Source organism: Aequorivita vitellina (assembly GCF_022008365.1).
GTDB classification, from domain to species: Bacteria; Bacteroidota; Bacteroidia; order Flavobacteriales; family Flavobacteriaceae; genus Aequorivita; species Aequorivita vitellina.
Genome location: NZ_JAIRBA010000012.1, coordinates 50,969 through 67,936, shown reverse-complemented (window position 1 = coordinate 67,936; position 16,968 = coordinate 50,969). Strand labels below are relative to the sequence as shown.

The 16,968-nt window shown below is 37.0% G+C and carries 17 protein-coding genes and 1 riboswitch; of the genes, 5 read left to right on the top strand and 12 right to left on the bottom strand.

The features are described 5' to 3' along the window. Positions 1-6 precede the first annotated feature (6 nt). The gene (locus K8089_RS08020; RefSeq protein ID WP_237602757.1) at positions 7-270 is read right to left on the bottom strand and encodes a DUF4834 family protein; all 264 of its coding nucleotides are present in this window, start codon (positions 268-270) and stop codon (positions 7-9) included. Positions 271-376: 106 nt separating this feature from the next. On the opposite strand from K8089_RS08020, the gene K8089_RS08015 reads away from it, so the two are divergent. Both K8089_RS08015 and K8089_RS08010 read left to right on the top strand, forming a co-directional pair. Next, a complete protein-coding gene (locus K8089_RS08015) occupies positions 377-1,360 on the top strand; it encodes a transporter (RefSeq protein ID WP_237602756.1) in 984 nt (327 codons plus the stop codon). An 8-nt stretch (positions 1,361-1,368) separates the two neighbouring features. Continuing rightward, complete coding sequence (locus K8089_RS08010) at positions 1,369-2,487, top strand: GNAT family N-acetyltransferase (protein ID WP_237602755.1); 1,119 nt, start codon at positions 1,369-1,371, stop codon at positions 2,485-2,487. A 63-nt stretch (positions 2,488-2,550) separates the two neighbouring features. On the opposite strand, the gene K8089_RS08005 is transcribed toward K8089_RS08010, so the two are convergent. The 3 genes from K8089_RS08005 to K8089_RS07995 all read right to left on the bottom strand — a co-directional run bounded on the left by K8089_RS08005 (position 2,551) and on the right by K8089_RS07995 (position 7,270). Then, a complete protein-coding gene (locus K8089_RS08005) occupies positions 2,551-3,810 on the bottom strand; it encodes an aminotransferase class I/II-fold pyridoxal phosphate-dependent enzyme (protein WP_237602754.1) in 1,260 nt (419 codons plus the stop codon). A gap of 171 nt (positions 3,811-3,981) precedes the next feature. Beyond that, a complete protein-coding gene (locus tag K8089_RS08000) occupies positions 3,982-5,019 on the bottom strand; it encodes a PLP-dependent cysteine synthase family protein (RefSeq protein WP_237602753.1) in 1,038 nt (345 codons plus the stop codon). Between the two features lie 112 nt (positions 5,020-5,131). Then, complete coding sequence (locus K8089_RS07995) at positions 5,132-7,270, bottom strand: S9 family peptidase (protein WP_237602752.1); 2,139 nt, start codon at positions 7,268-7,270, stop codon at positions 5,132-5,134. A gap of 60 nt (positions 7,271-7,330) precedes the next feature. Here K8089_RS07995 and K8089_RS07990 point away from each other — a divergent pair, with 60 nt between their 5' ends. Together K8089_RS07990 and K8089_RS07985 are read left to right on the top strand one after the other, a co-directional pair. Further along, complete coding sequence (locus K8089_RS07990) at positions 7,331-7,654, top strand: YbaB/EbfC family nucleoid-associated protein (RefSeq protein WP_237602751.1); 324 nt, start codon at positions 7,331-7,333, stop codon at positions 7,652-7,654. Positions 7,655-7,763: 109 nt separating this feature from the next. After that, positions 7,764-8,081: a YegP family protein gene (locus K8089_RS07985; protein WP_237602750.1), complete on the top strand. Its 318-nt coding sequence runs from the start codon at positions 7,764-7,766 to the stop codon at positions 8,079-8,081. A 135-nt stretch (positions 8,082-8,216) separates the two neighbouring features. Here the strand turns inward: K8089_RS07985 and K8089_RS07980 are convergent, their stop codons facing one another. The 5 genes from K8089_RS07980 to K8089_RS07960 form a co-directional block, all read right to left on the bottom strand. After that, positions 8,217-8,456, bottom strand: coding sequence for a hexameric tyrosine-coordinated heme protein (locus tag K8089_RS07980; protein ID WP_237602749.1), 240 nt, complete (start codon positions 8,454-8,456; stop codon positions 8,217-8,219). Positions 8,457-8,561: 105 nt separating this feature from the next. Next, a complete protein-coding gene (pncA, locus tag K8089_RS07975) occupies positions 8,562-9,167 on the bottom strand; it encodes a bifunctional nicotinamidase/pyrazinamidase (protein ID WP_237602772.1) in 606 nt (201 codons plus the stop codon). 3 nt (positions 9,168-9,170) lie between these two features. Continuing rightward, entirely contained in the window at positions 9,171-10,571 is a 1,401-nt protein-coding gene (locus K8089_RS07970; RefSeq protein WP_237602748.1) for a nicotinate phosphoribosyltransferase, read from the bottom strand. Positions 10,572-10,581: 10 nt separating this feature from the next. Next, the gene (locus tag K8089_RS07965) at positions 10,582-11,607 is read right to left on the bottom strand and encodes a threonine aldolase family protein (protein ID WP_237602747.1); all 1,026 of its coding nucleotides are present in this window, start codon (positions 11,605-11,607) and stop codon (positions 10,582-10,584) included. A 1-nt stretch (position 11,608) separates the two neighbouring features. Next, entirely contained in the window at positions 11,609-12,238 is a 630-nt protein-coding gene (locus K8089_RS07960; RefSeq protein WP_237602746.1) for a hypothetical protein, read from the bottom strand. 178 nt (positions 12,239-12,416) lie between these two features. On the opposite strand from K8089_RS07960, the gene prfB reads away from it, so the two are divergent. After that, a protein-coding gene (gene prfB, locus K8089_RS07955; protein ID WP_237602745.1) for a peptide chain release factor 2 occupies positions 12,417-13,524 on the top strand; the annotation gives its coding sequence in 2 pieces (ribosomal slippage) (positions 12,417-12,479 and positions 12,481-13,524; 1,107 coding nt in all). A 66-nt stretch (positions 13,525-13,590) separates the two neighbouring features. Further along, a riboswitch (TPP riboswitch) is annotated at positions 13,591-13,691 on the bottom strand. A gap of 61 nt (positions 13,692-13,752) precedes the next feature. Here prfB and K8089_RS07950 read toward each other — a convergent pair. From K8089_RS07950 to K8089_RS07940, 3 genes are all read right to left on the bottom strand, one after another. Beyond that, a complete protein-coding gene (locus K8089_RS07950; protein WP_237602744.1) occupies positions 13,753-13,926 on the bottom strand; it encodes a DUF1328 family protein in 174 nt (57 codons plus the stop codon). A 97-nt stretch (positions 13,927-14,023) separates the two neighbouring features. Next, positions 14,024-15,754 carry a hypothetical protein gene (locus tag K8089_RS07945; protein ID WP_237602743.1) on the bottom strand — a complete coding sequence of 577 codons (1,731 nt, stop codon included), beginning with the start codon at positions 15,752-15,754 and terminating at the stop codon, positions 14,024-14,026. 2 nt (positions 15,755-15,756) lie between these two features. Next, entirely contained in the window at positions 15,757-16,965 is a 1,209-nt protein-coding gene (locus K8089_RS07940) for a DUF4249 domain-containing protein (protein WP_237602742.1), read from the bottom strand. Between the last annotated feature and the right edge of the window lie 3 nt (positions 16,966-16,968).

Below are 16,968 nucleotides of genomic sequence, written 5' to 3'. Positions count from 1 at the left end.
ATCATTTTAATCAACTTCTTCATATTCCACATATTCTCCAACGATTTTACTGGACTGTGTATTTTTTGATGGATTTTTATCAATTGAAATACTTCCTTCGCGTTCGCGTTTAGTATTCATGTTGGTATTGTTTCCAAAAAATTGCTCAAACTGTTGTCCAGCTTTTTTTGAAATATACCGCATTAAATATGGGGTAACGAGCTTAATAAGAAATTTAAGCCCAAAATAAACCAATAGAACGATTAGTATCGTTTTCAGGAATGTCATCATAACTAAAAAATTGTTTTCAAAAATAAGGATTGAAGTATAAAAAGACGAATGTTCACTATTAAATTAATGGTAAAATCTTATATCTTTGAACTAAACCTAACAATCTATGAAGATCAAACTTCCCTACATTATTCTGTTCAGTTTTTTCTGCTATTCAAACGTATCTGCACAATATACCGAAATGATAAACACCAACCGTCCTGGCGGGTCGCAAGGTGCATTTTCAGTAGGCACCAATGTGCTTCAAATTGAAGCTGGATATAGCTACGGAAAGGAAAAGCACACACTTTTAGAAACCGAAACCAATGGTTCTACTATAGATTATTCAATACGTTACGGGTTTTGGAAAGAGCGTTTAGAAGTGAGTTTTATGGGCGAATTTCAATCGAACACTGTTACCGATAATCGATCTGCAGTAGCTCGCGAATACAGTCTTTCAAATTTTAAAAGCAACACCATAGGTGCAAAATATTTAATCTACGACCCATATAGAAAGCGCGATTTAAAAGGCCCTAATTTATACAGTTGGAGAAAAAACAACAAAGTACAATGGGAAGACTTAATTCCGGCTATCGCCCTTTATGCCGGTGCTAATTTTGATTTTGCCAGCAATCCTTTTACCCCCGAAACTGAAGGTGTATTGAGTCCTAAGTTTGTAATATCTACCCAAAATAATTTTATTGGTGGATGGGTTTTTGTAACCAACATAATTGTAGATAGGGTTACTACCCAGTTTCCAACCTATGGGTACATCGTTACGCTAACGCACGCAACAAACCGTTACTTTTCTATATTTGTAGAAAATCAAGGTTTTAAAAGCGATTTCTATGCCGATCAATTGTTACGCGGTGGAGCAGCTGCTTTAATTAATGAAAATTTACAAGTTGATCTTTCACTAACCTTTAGTTTAAAAGATACACCGTCAAAATTTTATGGCCGCGCTGGAATTGCCTATAGGTTTGATATGCACGATACAGATGAATATTTAGAAGACAAAACAATTAAAGCCGAAGAAGAAAAGGCTAAAAATAAAAAAGAAGAACGCCTAAAGCAATTAGAACGAGAATTAGACGATAACGACAAGCAATAGTATTGTATATGATTACTGTAAAACAAACCACCTCTAAAAGTGATCTTAAAAAGTTTGTCACTTTCCCCTTTAAACTATATAAAGATAGTAAATACTGGGTTCCTCCGCTTATTAAAGATGAAATGGAAACCCTCGACTCTAAAAAAAACCCAGTGTTCCAAAATGCCGATGCTTGGTATTATTTGGCATATAAAAATGATGAAATCGTTGGTCGTATAGCGGTAATTTTAAATCATCTAGAAGTAAACGAACAAGAAAAGAAAAAGATCCGATTCGGCTGGTTAGATATGGTCGATGATATAGAAGTAACAAGAGCATTACTTGAAAAAGCCTACGAAAAAGGCCGTGAACACAAGCTTGAATACGCCGAAGGCCCCGTTGGTTTCAGCAATATGGAAAAAGCAGGAATTTTAACAATGGGCTTTGAAGAAATGAATACCATGATTACTTGGTATCAATACCCCTACTATGCCGAACATCTGGAAAAACTTGGTTATGAAAAACAAGCAACTTGGGTTGAATACAGACTTAAAATTCCAGATACAATATTTGAAAAAGTTGCAAAGTTTTCAAAAATTGTGCGCGAGCGATATAAACTTTCTGTTATTCGTTTTAAGGATAAAAAAGAAATTCTACCTTATGTAGATGCCATGTTCGGTCTGCTAAACAAAACGTACAACACGCTTCAAACTTTTGTTCCTATTCAGCAATATCAAATAGATTATTACAAAAAGAAGTATTTCAACTTTATTCATCCAGATTATATTTGTTGCATTAAAGATGAAACAGGAAAGCTAATAGCCTTCTCCATTGTAATGCCATCGTTTTCAAAAGCATTAAAAAAAGCCAATGGCAAACTTTTTCCATTGGGGTGGCGACATATTATAAAAGCACAGAAAAAAAACGATACCGCCGCTTTTTATTTAATAGGAATTGATCCGGAGTACCAAGGAAAAGGCGTTACGGCAATTATTTTTGAAGAAATGCAACACCTCTTTAATTCGAAAGGAATACACACCGTTGAAACCAATCCTGAGTTAAAAGAAAACACTGCAGTGCAGTTGCTTTGGAAGGATTACAACCCACAACAGCACAAGGAGCGGAGTACTTTTAGGAGGGATATTTAATTAAAAAATCCACCCCAAAAAAGGTGGATTTTTAATATCGAGATTCCTGCCTTCACAAGAATTTTATTCACCCATTGCTGCTGCAACAGCCGCAGAAAGACGTTTGTAGGTTCCATTCTCCAAACGCTCGCGAATGGATGAAAAAGCTTCCAAAGTTTCTTGAATGTCTTCCATATCGTGTGATGCCGTTGGTATCATTCTTAAAAGGATCAATCCTTTTGGGATAACCGGATAGACAACGATTGAGCAGAATATTCCGTGGTTTTCACGCAGGTCTTTTACCAAAGCCATTGCTTCGGGAATGCTTCCTTTTAAATACACTGGCGTTACGCAACTTTGCGTTGTTCCAAGGTCGAAACCTCTTTTGCGGAGGCCACCTTGTAATGCATTTACATTTTCCCAAAGTTTATTCTTCAATTCCGGCATAGTTCGAAGCATTTCCAATCGCTTCAATGCACCTTCAACTAATACCATCTGTAACGACTTCGCAAACATTTGCGAACGTAGATTGTATTTTAGGTAATTCATTATTTCTTCATCTCCGGCTATAAAAGCACCGGTGCTAGCCATAGATTTTGCAAAAGTCGCAAAATACACGTCTATTCCATCTTGAACTCCCTGCTCCTCACCTGCTCCGGCTCCAGTTTTTCCGAGTGTTCCAAAACCGTGGGCGTCATCAACAAAAAAGCGGAAATTATACTTTTCTTTAAGTGCAATTATTTCTTTCAATTTTCCTTGCTCCCCGCGCATTCCGAAAACACCTTCAGAAATTAAAAGAATTCCACCTCCTGTTTTTTCAGCAACCTTTGTGGCACGTTGTAGGTTTTTTTCGATACTTTCCATATCGTTGTGCTTATAGGTAAAGCGTTGGCCCAAGTGAAGGCGAACCCCATCAATAATACAGGCATGGGCATCAACGTCGTAAACTATCACGTCATCTTTTGCAACCAGGGCATCTATTGTAGAAACCATACCTTGGTATCCAAAATTTAATAGATACGCCGCTTCTTTGCTCACAAAAGCAGCAAGTTCTCGCTGTAATTGTTCGTGAAGATCGGTGTGGCCACTCATCATTCTTGCGCCCATTGGGTAGGCAGAACCCCACTTTGCAGCGGCTTCAGCATCTACTTTTCTAACTTCGGGATGGTTGGCGAGACCTAAGTAATCATTAATACTCCAAGTGATTACATCTTTGCCTTTAAATTTCATTCTATTAGAAATTGGACCTTCCAGTTTTGGGAAAACAAAATAGCCTTCCGCTTGTTCAGCCCATTTACCTAAAGGACCTTTATCTTTATAAATTTTATCGAATAAATCTCTCATCAACCTATGTTTATTAAATACGGGACAAAATTAATTAAATTATTATAAGATTATTGTTTTTGGTGATGAGATTTTAGATTTCATAACCTCATTAAAAATCGCCCTCCAACAATACCAAAAAACCGATTGAGTGATGCTCAACCGGTTTTAAGTATATCTATTGTTAAAAAATTATTTGATGTATTCTATTTGTGGAATCTCAGCAGTTTCAGAATCAAAGAAACCTTGCTGGCTCATCCATTCGTCGTTGTAAATTTTACTCATATAACGCGAGCCGTGGTCTGGAAATATAACCACAATATTGCTATCTGCGGTAAACTCGCCTTCTTCATCAAGTTGCTTTAAACCTTGCATTGCGGCTCCACTGGTATAACCAACAAAAAGCCCTTCGGTGTTTGCAAGCTCACGTGCTGTATGCGCGCTACTTTCATCGGTTACTTTTTCGAACGCATCAATTATGTTGAAATCTGTTGCCGTAGGAATCAAGTTTTTTCCCAAACCTTCAATTCGGTACGGATAGATTTCATTGGCGTCAAATTCTTTTGTTTGGTGATATTTCTGAAGCACTGAGCCGTAAGCGTCTATTCCTATAACTTTTACATTTGGGTTTTGTTCTTTTAAAAAACGAGCCGTACCCGAAATAGTACCGCCAGTTCCGCTACAAGCTACCAAATGTGTGATTTTTCCTGCAGTTTGCTCCCAGATTTCGGGTCCTGTAGTGTGGTAATGTGCATCAATATTCAATTCATTGAAATACTGATTAATGTAAACCGAACCTTTAATTTCGCTGTGAAGTTTTTTTGCGACTTCGTAATACGAGCGCGGATCGTCTGCACTAACGTTTGCCGGACAAACATATACCTTAGCGCCCATTGTTTTCAGCATATCAATTTTATCTGCCGAAGACTTTGAACTTACAGCCAAAATACATTCGTAACCTTTAATAATACTAACCATTGCAATACTAAACCCCGTGTTTCCACTTGTGGTTTCAATTATAGTATCGCCTGGTTTTAGAATGCCTTTTCTCTCAGCTTCTTCAAGAATGTAAAGAGCTATGCGGTCTTTAGTAGAATGCCCTGGATTAAATGCTTCTACTTTTGCAAAGTAATTACCCTTCATATTTTGGGTAATTTTGTTAAGCTTAATCAACGGTGTGTTGCCTATTAGTTCCAACACATTGTTGTAGGCTTTTATTTCTTCTTTCATAAAGAGGGAGTTCGTTATAAAAAATACTCAGCAAAATACTGAATCCCACCTGCCAACCTTAAAAATTAGGAGGGCTGGTTTTTAATGCGACAAAGATAATGAAATATTTTTATTACTCCTTAATTCCTTCTAAATCCAATAGAAAGGCGTAATCCATGGCCACTTCCTTTAATGCCTCGAAACGCCCAGAAGCCCCGCCGTGACCGGCATCCATATTTGTTTGAAGTAATAGTATATTTTTGTCGGTTTTTAAATCTCTAAGTTTTGCGACCCATTTTGCTGGCTCCCAATATTGCACCTGACTGTCGTGTAGCCCTGTGGTTACAAGCATATTTGGATAGGCTTTTGCTTCCACATTGTCATACGGTGAATAACTTTTTATATAATTGTAATATGTTTCTTCATTTGGATTGCCCCATTCGTCATACTCACCTGTTGTTAGTGGAATTGAATCGTCGAGCATTGTAGTTACAACATCTACAAACGGAACCGAAGCAACTACCCCGTTGTACAAGTCTGGAGCCATATTTGCAATAGCCCCCATCAATAAACCACCAGCAGAACCACCCGAAGCATATAAATGTTTAGGCGAAGTATAGCCCTGCGCAACCAAATATCTTGAAGCATCAATAAAATCGGTAAATGTATTTTTCTTTTTCAACAGTTTTCCGTCTTCGTACCATTGCCTTCCCATATATTCTCCACCGCGAACGTGGGCAATTGCAAAAATAAAACCTCGATCTAAAAGACTTAAACGCACCGTTGAAAAATACGGGTCTATGGTTGCACCGTACGATCCATAACCATAAATAAGCAGGGGGTTTGTTCCGTCTTTCTTTATGCCTTTTCTGTAAATAACCGACATCGGGATTTTTGTTCCGTCAGCGGCTGTTGCCCATAAACGCTCGGTTTCGTAATTATCTTTATCAAACTTTCCGCCCAAAACTTCGGTTTCTTTTAATACCGTTTTGGTCTTGGTTTCCATATTGAAATCAATTACCGAGGCAGGCGTGTTTAAAGAATTGTATCCGTAACGAAGCGTTTTTGTATCAAACTCGGGATTCTGGGTTGTAAAAGCTGTGTAGGTTTCATTGTCAAAAGGAAGGTAATAATCTTCACTTCCCACCCACTTTTTAATTCGAATTTTTGTAAGCCCGTTATTGCGCTCGCTTATCACCAAATAATCTTTAAAAATTTCAATGTCTTCCAAAAGCACATCTGTTCGGTGTGCAATCATATCTTCCCAATTTTCTTTGGAAGTTTTGTCTTCGGAAGTTTTCATCAATTTAAAATTGAGCGCCTTGTCTTTGTTCGTTAAAACGTACCAATTGTTACCGTAATGCGAAATACTGTATTCTAAACCTCTTTCGCGTGGTTGAAAAATTTTGAAATCGCCAATTGGGTTGTTGGCATCCAAAACTCTGTATTCTGAAGTAAGCGTGCTGTACGAGCCAATTACAATATATTTTTTCGACTTTGTTTTGTAAACATACGTGCCAAAAGTGTCGTCATTTTCGGTGTATACCAATTCGTCTGTTATGGGGTCTGTACCCAACGTATGACGATAAATTCTATCTGCCCGCAGGGTTTTTTCGTCTTTTCTGGTATAAAAAAGCGTTTTATTGTCGCTACCCCAAGTGGCACTTCCCGTGGTAAGCGGAATACGTTCTGCATAAATTTCGCCCGTTTCAAGATTTTTAATGTAGATGTCGTATTTTCTTCGGCTTAGCGTATCTACACCAAAAGAAACAAGTTTATTATCTTCGGAAACACTAAGCCCCGCAAGATTGTAATAGGAATAATCCTTCGCCATTTCGTTTACATCAAAAAGAATTTCTTCAGCAGCATCTAACGTACCCTTTTTACGGGTGTAAATGGGGTAATCTTTTCCGGTTTCATATTTTGTGATGTAATAATAGCCGTTTAATTTATACGGAACAGATTCGTCATCTTCCTTTATGCGCGCCTTCATCTCCTCAAAAAGATCTTTTTTCAATTGTTGAGTGTGGGCCGTAACTGCTTCGTAATACGCGTTCTCTTCATTTAAGTATGCTAAAACCTTTTCATCTTCAGGATTGTTAAGCCAATAATAGTCATCATTTCTAACATCGCCGTGTTTTTTAAGTTTTTTTGAAATCTTTTCGGCTTTGGGGGACGTAATTTTCATAATATCTTTTGAAGTTTCCTGCGCATTTATTGAAGCAGCAAAAATAAGGGAAGCAATTGAAAGGAGGGTTACTTTTTTCATCATTCTATAATTGTTGAATAGCGCTACAAATTACTAAATTTGCATCAAACTAAAACTAAAATTATGTTTGGAGATTTAATGGGAATGATGGGCAAATTAAAAGAAACCCAGCAAAAAGTAGAAGCTACCAAAAAACGATTAGACACCGTTTTAATTGACGAAGCCAGTAGTGATGGATTATTGAAAATAACCCTTACCGCTAACCGAAAAATTAAAACAATTGAAATTGCAGATAGTCTTTTGGAAGATAAAGAACAATTGGAAGATTATTTAATCCTTACCTTAAACAAAGCAATTGAAAAAGCGACAAACCTGCATGAAACCGAGGTTGCCGCCGTGGCTAAAGAAGGTATGCCTAACATTCCGGGAATGGATATGTTTAAATAAGTTATGCTAAACTTATTATAAAAATGGCAAGTAATTTTTTATAATTTCTTGTTATTTACGATATTGAGCGCTGGATAAATTATTAATTCTAAAAAAACACCTAATTATTATGTTTGAACTCAAAAAAAGCGGTGATAAATTTCACTTTGTATTAAAAGCATCTAACGGACAAGTTATTTTAACTAGCCAAATGTACGCTACCAAAGCTTCTGCTACCAATGGCATTGAATCTGTTAAGAAAAATTGTGGGAAAGATGAGAGCTTTGAAATGAAAACCGCCAAAAATGGAAAAATCCATTTCAACATAAAAGCGAGCAACGGTCAAATTATTGGAAGCAGCCAAATGTACGCTGCCGAAAGCGGTGCAAAAAACGGAATTGAATCTGTGCGAAAAAATGCTCCAGGTGCATCTGTAAAAGAAGTATAGTAAAACCTTCTGTAAAGTTTTAGCCACGAATTCACGAATTATACTTTAAGGTACATTCGTAATTTCGTGGCTTTTTTTATTCTATTAAATTACGGAAACAATACTATTAAAAGTAATTTTCTCAAATTTTAAATACTACTTCCAGTAATTATTTGCGGCTGCAATCGTGGCAAATTCTGATGCCACCACTTGCCCAATAGCAATGAGCATGGCTGCATCTTCAGCGTAAATAGGCCGTAATTTTTCGCGTACCGCTGCATCTGGCTGCGTTGCTTTTATAACCAATCGCGCCATTTTCACAGCCAATTGTCTCCCTTCTTCGGGAGTTTTGGTAATTAGTGAATTTCCAGGAATCATTTCAACTTGTTCAGACATTTTATAAATATATTAAAAGTTAGTTTTTTAAAATTACCAAAATTACTTTGAAATGAAAAAGTATGTTCTTGTTAAATAGGCTTCAAAAAGAAACGAACTTTCACCCTAAATTTCTTTTGAAGAAATAATTTGGATTCCGTGATATACCATTTCGGCTTTCATTTTTTCGAACCTTTCAGCATCCAAAGCTTTTGAAGCATCTTCAATAAAAAAACAAGCGAACCCTTCTTTAAAAGCATCAAAAATAGAATAGTACACACAAATATCTGCAGCCAGTCCGCAAAAGAAAAGTTGCGAAGAACCTTTTTCTTTTAAATAGCCGGCAAGCCCAGTAGATTTTAAATGCCCGTTGTCATAAAAAGCGCTGTAACTATCGATACTTGGGTCTGTACCCTTTCGGAAAATTGCTTCCCAACAATCGGTGTTGAGTTTTGGGTGAAAGCGGGCGCCATTTGTATTTTGAACACAATGGTCTGGCCATAAAGTTTGCGATTGGCCCTGTATTTCTATGGTGCCAAAAACATCCTTTTCAGGATGGTTTGACGCAAAACTAATATGATTTTGCGGATGCCAATCTTGAGAAGCAACAACCAAATCAAACTTAGGTTGTATGGTGTTAATTACCGAGACTATTTGGTCTCCATTGGGCACCGGAAGCGAGCCGCCCGGCATAAAATCATTCTGTGCGTCAACAATTATAAGTGTTTTCATCATTTAAAATTTATGTTCTGTAACCAAGCGATCACGCGTGTTTTTAAGTTTTTCACTCAAACCAATTTTGTAAATATGCGGATTTTGAAAACGCTTGTATTCTTCGGGTAAAAGTGATAAACGGGTTTGTGCGTACTTCGCAATTTCGGCTACTGTTTGCTTTTCTATAGTTCTGTTCCCGTTGGTCATTACTTCTTTCAACAAAACTTCGTGCGTAAAGTTTTGGAGGTCCAAACTTTTATTTGAATCGAAAGGATGGAGCATTTGCGATATTGTTTCTTCCGAAGCAAGCCCCACAACGTCTGCACCATAAAACATTCCGTGATCGTCAATCATTCTATAAACTTGCTTTTTGGAAGGAAGCGATATTTTAATAATATTTTCTGACAGTTTTATACGAGCTTTGCCGTTGTATTCTGAAAGTTTATACACCCCGTCCAAAGCGGCATCGGGTTTTCCTGTTACCAAATTTGTTCCCACGCCAAAAATATCGATTGGTGCATTTTGTTCGTTCAAACTCTTTATAACATATTCATTTAATTGATTTGACGCAACAATTTTTACGTATGCTAATCCTTCCGCATCGAGCAGTTTGCGAGTTGCTTTGGCGAGATAAGCCAAATCTCCACTATCTAAACGCACTCCCAACAACTTGTCGCCACGCTTTTCCATTTCCTTTGCAACTGTAATTGCATTGGGTAAGCCACTTTTTAGCGTGTTGTAAGTATCTACAAGAAGCACACAATTTTTTGGTCGTGTTTTAGCAAAATCGCGAAAAGCTTGTAGTTCATTAGTATAACTTTGTATAAATGAATGCGCCATAGTACCAGACGCTGCAATATCAAAATCTCTCGCAGCTATTACATTACTGGAACTACTAAAGCCTCCAATAGCAGCTGCACGCGTTGCAAAATAGCCACCCGTTGCATGCGCGCGACGTAAGCCCATATCTATTAAAATTCTAGCGCCTGCGCTGTGGCGAATGCGACTGGCTTTTGTTGCAATAAGTGTTTGGAAGTTTAATATGTTTAGTAAAACAGTTTCTATTATTTGCACTTCCATTATATTGCCTGTTACTTGCAAAATGGGTCTATTTGGAAAAACTACGTCACCTTCTTTAACAGAAAAAATACTTCCGTTAAACTTAAAATCTGTAAGGTACTCTAAAAAATCTGCTTCAAAATCGTGCATTTTCAGAAAACTTATATCTTCTTTTGTGAAGCGCAAATTTTCGAGTATATGAAGAATATTTTCTAAACCAGCAAAAATAGTGTAGCCCCCGTTAAAAGGATTATTTCGAAAATAATAATCAAACACGGCCACACTTTTGGGTTTCGTTTTAAAATAAACCTGAGCCATCGTTAATTGATACAAATCGGTATATGAAGCTGAAAAGTCGAGCATAACTAAAATTTTATTTCGAATAATTTTTCAATACACCAAGAAAGGTTTCGTGCATTTGGTTCGTGTAATCTAAGTGTGTTACAATGCGAAGTTTTCCTTGCCCCATTGAACTAATTCTAATATTTTTCTGAAGTAAATCGTCCATAAATTTTTCTTCGGAAACAGCTTGCGATAAGTAAAATATTACAATATTCGTTTCGGTAGGTTCCACCATTTTTATATACGATTGTTGCGAAAGTGTTTCGGCAATTTCAGCAGCTTTTTTATGGTCTTCGGCCAAACGTTCCAAATGATTGTCCAAAGCATAAATACCTGCCGCAGCCATAAAACCAATCTGCCGCATGCCGCCGCCCAACACTTTGCGAACACGCATGGCTTTTTTCATTATATCTTTTTTACCGAGCAATACACTGCCCAAGGGCGTGCCTAAACCTTTGCTCAAACAGACTGATATCGTATCGAAAACTTTTCCGTAGGTTTTTGGATCTTCCTTTTTTGCTACTAACGCGTTCCATATTCGTGCACCGTCAAGATGGAGCCCCAAACCGTGTGAATTACACACTGTTCTAATTTTTTCAATTTCAGAAAAATCATAACACGCTCCTCCACCTTTATTTGTTGTGTTTTCTAAACACACCAAACTTGTGAGCGGACTGTGGTAAAAATCGGGTGGATTAATGTTTTCTTCCACTTGTTTTGCCGTAATCATCCCGCGATTGCCATCCAAAAGTTTGCAGGAAACGCCACTATTAAACGAAACGCCACCCCCCTCGTAATTATAAACGTGGGCCCATTTATCTGTAATTAGTTGTTCCCCTGGCTGAGTAAGCATTTTAATTGCGGCTTGATTGGCCATGCTGCCCGTGGGAAAAAACAACGCTGCGTCCATGCTAAACATTTCGGCGAGTTTTTGCTCAAGCTTATTTGCAGATGGGTCTTCTTTATAAACATCATCGCCAACCTTAGCATTTAAAATTGCCTGCAGCATTCCTGTCGTAGGCTGGGTAACTGTGTCACTTCTTAAATCTATAATCATATTATCGCTCTCTAATAAATTTGCCGTTATCTTCAAAATGATTAACCAATTCAGAAATTAATTCGTCTAGTTTTATCAATTGAAGCGAGTTGTTGTGTTCGGCATTTACGTTTTTATATTTCGACTCGTTCGTTAAATCAAATTCTCTGAATTTTTTTTCGAATTTAATACCGCCTAAAACAAATTTATAAGCTTTATGGCAAGATTCTACGCTCATATTTCCAAAGGCATTTTCATCTACTTGTTCACCTTTATAAGGTTTCACTTCGCCATTCATCAACGCATCTCTATCTGCTATTGCTTTTACAAAAACTTTACTTCTGCTAATACTAATAGGCATATAACTTCCGCAGTTGTCAAATTTCTGAATTTTCAAAACAGAGTCACTTTCTTTCCAAAAAACATAAACTGCATAATAGGTAGATGACGAGGTGCAAAGGCTGCCATCGGGCATATTAAAAATCATTACCTGTCCATCGCAATAATCTTTCCTCAAAAAATATTCTTGATTTTGTTGCAGCTCCAATTCAGCAAATTTTTGTGCAACTAATGAATTTACATAAGCTTCGTCGTTTTGTGCGAAACCAGTCGTGCCTAATAAAAGCGCGAATAAAAAAAGTATATTTTTCATAATAATGGTTTTAAGTGATTTAAGTATTTTGGAAATTCAAAAATTAAGAAAGTATAAAATTAGCCGAAAAAATCTTTCTTCTCACTAAGTTAATGGTATTTTTGCTGCAATTGCAACTGGAAAATTCGTTTCAAATTCATTTAATTAAAAAATTTCCCGTCTCTGCGGGCTTGTATATATGACTTCAACAGACCAAATAAAAGACCTTAAAGTGCGGTTAGATGCTTTGAGGCACTATCTTTGACATTGCCGGAAAAAAAGTAGAAATTACCAACGAAGAAGAAAAAACTTTCGACCCCAATTTTTGGAACAATACCCAAGAAGCCGAAGCGTTTATGAAGGTTCTGCGCACCAAAAAGAAATGGGTCTCCGATTACGAAACAGCCAAAACACTTACCGAAGAAGCCGAAATTTTACTTGAATTTCAAAAAGAAGGCGAAGGCACTCCCGAGCAAGTAAATGCGGCATTTGAAAAAGCCGAAAGCGCAATTGAAACACTTGAATTTAAAAACATGCTTGGCGATGAAGGCGATGATATGAGCGCGGTGCTACAAATTACCGCCGGCGCTGGTGGCACCGAAAGTTGCGACTGGGCAGAAATGCTAATGCGCATGTACTTAATGTGGGCTCAAAAACACGATTACAAAGTAAAAGAACTCAACTTTCAAGCGGGCGATGTTGCCGGAGTTAAAACGGTAACCTTAGAGATTGCCGGCGAATTCGCCTTTGGTTGGTTAAAAAGTGAAAATGGTGTACACAGATTGGTACGCATTTCACCATTCGACAGTAATGCCAAGCGGCATACCAGTTTCGTTAGTGTTTACGTTTATCCATTGGTAGATGACACTATTGAAATTGATATCAATCCAGCCGATATATCGTGGGATTTTGCACGAAGCGGCGGCGCTGGCGGACAAAATGTAAACAAGGTTGAAACCAAAGCCATCCTTACCCACCACCCTTCGGGAATTGTTATTCACAACAGTGAAACCCGCAGCCAGTTAGAAAATCGGGAAAAGGCTATGCAAATGTTGAAATCGCAACTTTATGAAATTGAACTTCGCAAACAAATGGCCCAACGCGCCGAAATTGAAGACAGCAAGATGGCTATTGAATGGGGCTCACAAATACGCAATTACGTTTTACACCCCTATAAATTAGTGAAAGACGTGCGTACCGGCCACGAAACCGGAAATACAGACAATGTGTTAAATGGCGAAATTGATGGTTTTTTGAAAGCTTATTTAATGATGAGTGGGCAGCCGGAAGCTTCAGATGAGCTTTAAAAGAATTGAACACAATAATTAATTGAAACAAAAAACAAAGGGAACAAGATTTAAAAAATCTAAGTTCCCTTTGCAAATCATATTCCTTCCGTTGGCATTATCCATTTTGAAGTTTTACGAGTGTATTCTCAGCTGTTTTTAAAACTTAAGCACCCCGATATGATAATGAAATAAAATTACTGAAATTATTTGATTTAAAATAATCTTTATTAAAACTTTAACAGCAGATTATCCGCGTTTTCTTCCGCTAAATTCTGTGGCCCAAGTTGTTACCAATAAAATTATAAAAATCCCGCAAATATATTTGGCTGGCTCTAAACCACCTTCTTCTCCAATACCAATAAAACCAATAACTCCGAAGACAATGGCTAATATTATATATGTCGCTTTCCAATGAAGCATAACCTTTTAAATTTAAAATTTCAGTTAAATTAAAATGAAAGATAAATTATTTATGCGACATATTTTAACATTTATGCAAAAATTTTAACAAAATATGTTAATTTTTCGAAACTTTAAAATAATATTTATTGAGAATGTGCAATCCATTTTTAGAAAATCCCGTTATTAAAATCTCATAAACTCCCGAAACATCTGAAGTATAAAATGAAGTAGTAAATCCCTCCTTAGAAAGGTTTATCTCTGGTTGCCAAAGTAATTGAACCCTATAATCGGGTATTCTAGAAAGTTGAACTTTATCGCTATAATCTGGACGATAATATTTTTTATTCTTTACAGCGGGTGGTAAATTTATCTCTGCTACATAATCGTTTGTATGCCTCGGAACAAAGTCCTTTTCTTTAGTTTCCACAGCAATTATTCCACTGTAAATTTTTGGGCCATACCGATAAGGTTCAGTTACAACACGCACACTTTCTATATTGCGCGCATTGTAATTTAGTAATTCAGAATAGTCTTGTACCAGCATTCCGTCCATCAACACCAATGGGTCTATACTGTTGAATTTCGCTATTCTATTTGGGTCGTATGCATTGTAAACTAAAAACCTTGTATCGCTGCCAGTGCCTCTTACGGCGGCAAGCGTAACCACTTCAATAAAAGTTTCTCTAACTGTAGGGAAACGCGTGTAATCGTCTAATAAAAAGACTGTTCCCAAATTATCGTAAAACGCTGTATTTGTTTTTTTTGTTAAAATACTATCTCTTTTTGTATCGTAATAAGCGTTCTCTACTTGCAACTGCACGCTGCGTTCCAGTAGCCAATCTTTCAATTGCTTGTCTAATTTTAAATTGTATTCTTCTTCATTTAATTTGAAGTCTTTTGAATCCAAAACCAAGTTGTACGCACTGCGATACGCTTCATTGCCATACAATTGTAAAATACTTTCTTCAGCATTATAGGTTTCATCTACCGAAAAGAAAAAACGCCCCTGCGCATTGGTTTTTGCAATTTTAAAAATATAATCTTCACCGGGAATGGTTAGCGCCACTTCCTTGTTCGCCGCAGGTATATTGTCTTGTTTTGAAACAACCAGACCCGAAATGAGTTCGCCACGAAGCTCGGGCACGTAAAACATTGCCGAAGATTTAGATTTAGATGCTTTTGCAATTTCTCCAATAATTTCAACCGGATTAACCTTTCGAACAGAAAGCACATAGCTTCCGTTATCGTTATTATCGGTATTTTCTATATTTAAAGTCACCTTTTCGCGCAGGCCGAAAGATTGTTTGTTCAGTTTTATTTTAAGTGATTTGGTATTAGCTTTATTCGTTAAAACATCACCAACTTTTTCGGGTGAAGCTGCAATTTCAACGGTCTCTTTTGCAGCGGGGGCTACTTCACTTTTTACAAACGTATTTATAATGAAAATATTCACTTGGGTAAATGCATCGTTTATATTGTTTTTTGAAAAATTAGTGTAACCAATCAGCTTATAAATCCCTGTTTTTAAGTTGGAAGGGACAAAGAAATCTCCATTTACAGTTGCGTTTTCAACTTTCAGTTTATGGTTGAAAACTACAGAATCGTTCGCGTTTCGCAATGAAACGTACAGTATTTTGCTCAGCGCACTTTTTTTCTTGGAAGCATTAAGGATAAACCCTTTATACTGAAGTAATTCCCCAGCAAGCAAAACGTTTGAATTTACAACAAGCTTTACATTTTCTTTCGGAAACACACTGCTATCAAGTAAAACTTCATCCTTCGGAATTTGAGCCATAACAGTCAGTCCAACGAAAAGAAATAATATAAAATTTAATTTTTTGACCATAATTAATCTTCCCAAAAATCGGGTCTTACATTTGATGAAAAATAAGTGCAAACACTGCATTGGGGCTGCACAATTCTATAAATAAGGCGTGAGTTTGCGCCGATAACTTGATAGTCATCATAAGTTAAAAGTTGATATAATGCCGCGCGTTCATCGAGATCGTTATCCAAAACCGTTGCATCGTTATAATCTAATGTCAACACTTCGCAGTCTATAAAATACGGCGGTTTTTCTAAGCCTACGTCTTCATAATTAAAGTATATTCTCTTCTTAGTCATTGAAGAAGCTTCAAAGAAACCCAAAACTTTTTCGTTGGGGTTTGCTTCTGAAACCATATTACCGGCTACATAACCTGGCTGACTTTGCGATAGTAAACTTTCAACGCTGCCAAGTTCTTTCACAATTTTATAAAAAGTAAAAGCTTCTACGCTCTGCACGTATTGCCTCACCAAAATGCTGTATCGCGTTTGAAATTTAGCATCGGTTTTGTCCATATATTTTACAGGAAATCTAAAAACTCTATTCTCGTTTAGTTCGGTGGTAGAAGTTTGCACAATACCTGTTGAATATTCTGTTGAGTAGCAAATTTCTTCGGGTTCTCTGGGTGTAAGAACAATTTCGTATGTTCCTGCCATTGGATCGTGATTTATAATTTCAGCAAAATAGGGCGACGGATTGGGCGCTACAATTTTATAGGTTTCTTCATATTCGTATCTAAAATATTTAGCATTGCCCGTAGGATCTTCAGTATTTACCAGTACCTGCACGCCATCCTTCTCTGCTGTAGGATCGTCAATGCGTTCGGGATAAACTTCATTCATTTCAACCTTTGGAGGCAAGTTAACGACAGACGACTTGTAGTGCTTTCCGTCTTGGGTAATTATGTTTAAGGTATAACTAACATTTGGTTCGGCTTTAAAAGGTAAATCGGAAACATAGTAATTTTTTTCATTATTCCATGAAAAACCAAAGTTGTTGCCATTACTGGAGTTAACGGCGACTGTTGCATTTTTTTCATATAAAATTGCAGGATTTTCTAAAGTTGAAGTCTTGCTAAGCTTCACAATTTGTGGTTTCAATTCATCGGTAATTGTGCTTTCTACCACCAAGACACTTTCAAATTCTACGGTTTCAATTTCGTATGGTTCGGTACATCCCCACTGTGCGAGAAAAATTGCGAAAAAAACACTAAATAAAATCTTTGTTTTCATCTT

Bases quoted from the DNA above. Each gene is read 5' to 3' on its own strand.
- K8089_RS08020 (WP_237602757.1), bottom strand. From the start codon at position 270: ATGATGACATTCCTGAAAACGATACTAATCGTTCTATTGGTTTATTTT.
- K8089_RS08015 (WP_237602756.1), top strand. From the start codon at position 377: ATGAAGATCAAACTTCCCTACATTATTCTGTTCAGTTTTTTCTGCTAT.
- K8089_RS08010 (WP_237602755.1), top strand. From the start codon at position 1,369: ATGATTACTGTAAAACAAACCACCTCTAAAAGTGATCTTAAAAAGTTT.
- K8089_RS08005 (WP_237602754.1), bottom strand. From the start codon at position 3,810: ATGAGAGATTTATTCGATAAAATTTATAAAGATAAAGGTCCTTTAGGT.
- K8089_RS08000 (WP_237602753.1), bottom strand. From the start codon at position 5,019: ATGAAAGAAGAAATAAAAGCCTACAACAATGTGTTGGAACTAATAGGC.
- K8089_RS07995 (WP_237602752.1), bottom strand. From the start codon at position 7,270: ATGATGAAAAAAGTAACCCTCCTTTCAATTGCTTCCCTTATTTTTGCT.
- K8089_RS07990 (WP_237602751.1), top strand. From the start codon at position 7,331: ATGTTTGGAGATTTAATGGGAATGATGGGCAAATTAAAAGAAACCCAG.
- K8089_RS07985 (WP_237602750.1), top strand. From the start codon at position 7,764: ATGTTTGAACTCAAAAAAAGCGGTGATAAATTTCACTTTGTATTAAAA.
- K8089_RS07980 (WP_237602749.1), bottom strand. From the start codon at position 8,456: ATGTCTGAACAAGTTGAAATGATTCCTGGAAATTCACTAATTACCAAA.
- pncA (WP_237602772.1), bottom strand. From the start codon at position 9,167: ATGAAAACACTTATAATTGTTGACGCACAGAATGATTTTATGCCGGGC.
- K8089_RS07970 (WP_237602748.1), bottom strand. From the start codon at position 10,571: ATGCTCGACTTTTCAGCTTCATATACCGATTTGTATCAATTAACGATG.
- K8089_RS07965 (WP_237602747.1), bottom strand. From the start codon at position 11,607: ATGATTATAGATTTAAGAAGTGACACAGTTACCCAGCCTACGACAGGA.
- K8089_RS07960 (WP_237602746.1), bottom strand. From the start codon at position 12,238: ATGAAAAATATACTTTTTTTATTCGCGCTTTTATTAGGCACGACTGGT.
- K8089_RS07950 (WP_237602744.1), bottom strand. From the start codon at position 13,926: ATGCTTCATTGGAAAGCGACATATATAATATTAGCCATTGTCTTCGGA.
- K8089_RS07945 (WP_237602743.1), bottom strand. From the start codon at position 15,754: ATGGTCAAAAAATTAAATTTTATATTATTTCTTTTCGTTGGACTGACT.
- K8089_RS07940 (WP_237602742.1), bottom strand. From the start codon at position 16,965: ATGAAAACAAAGATTTTATTTAGTGTTTTTTTCGCAATTTTTCTCGCA.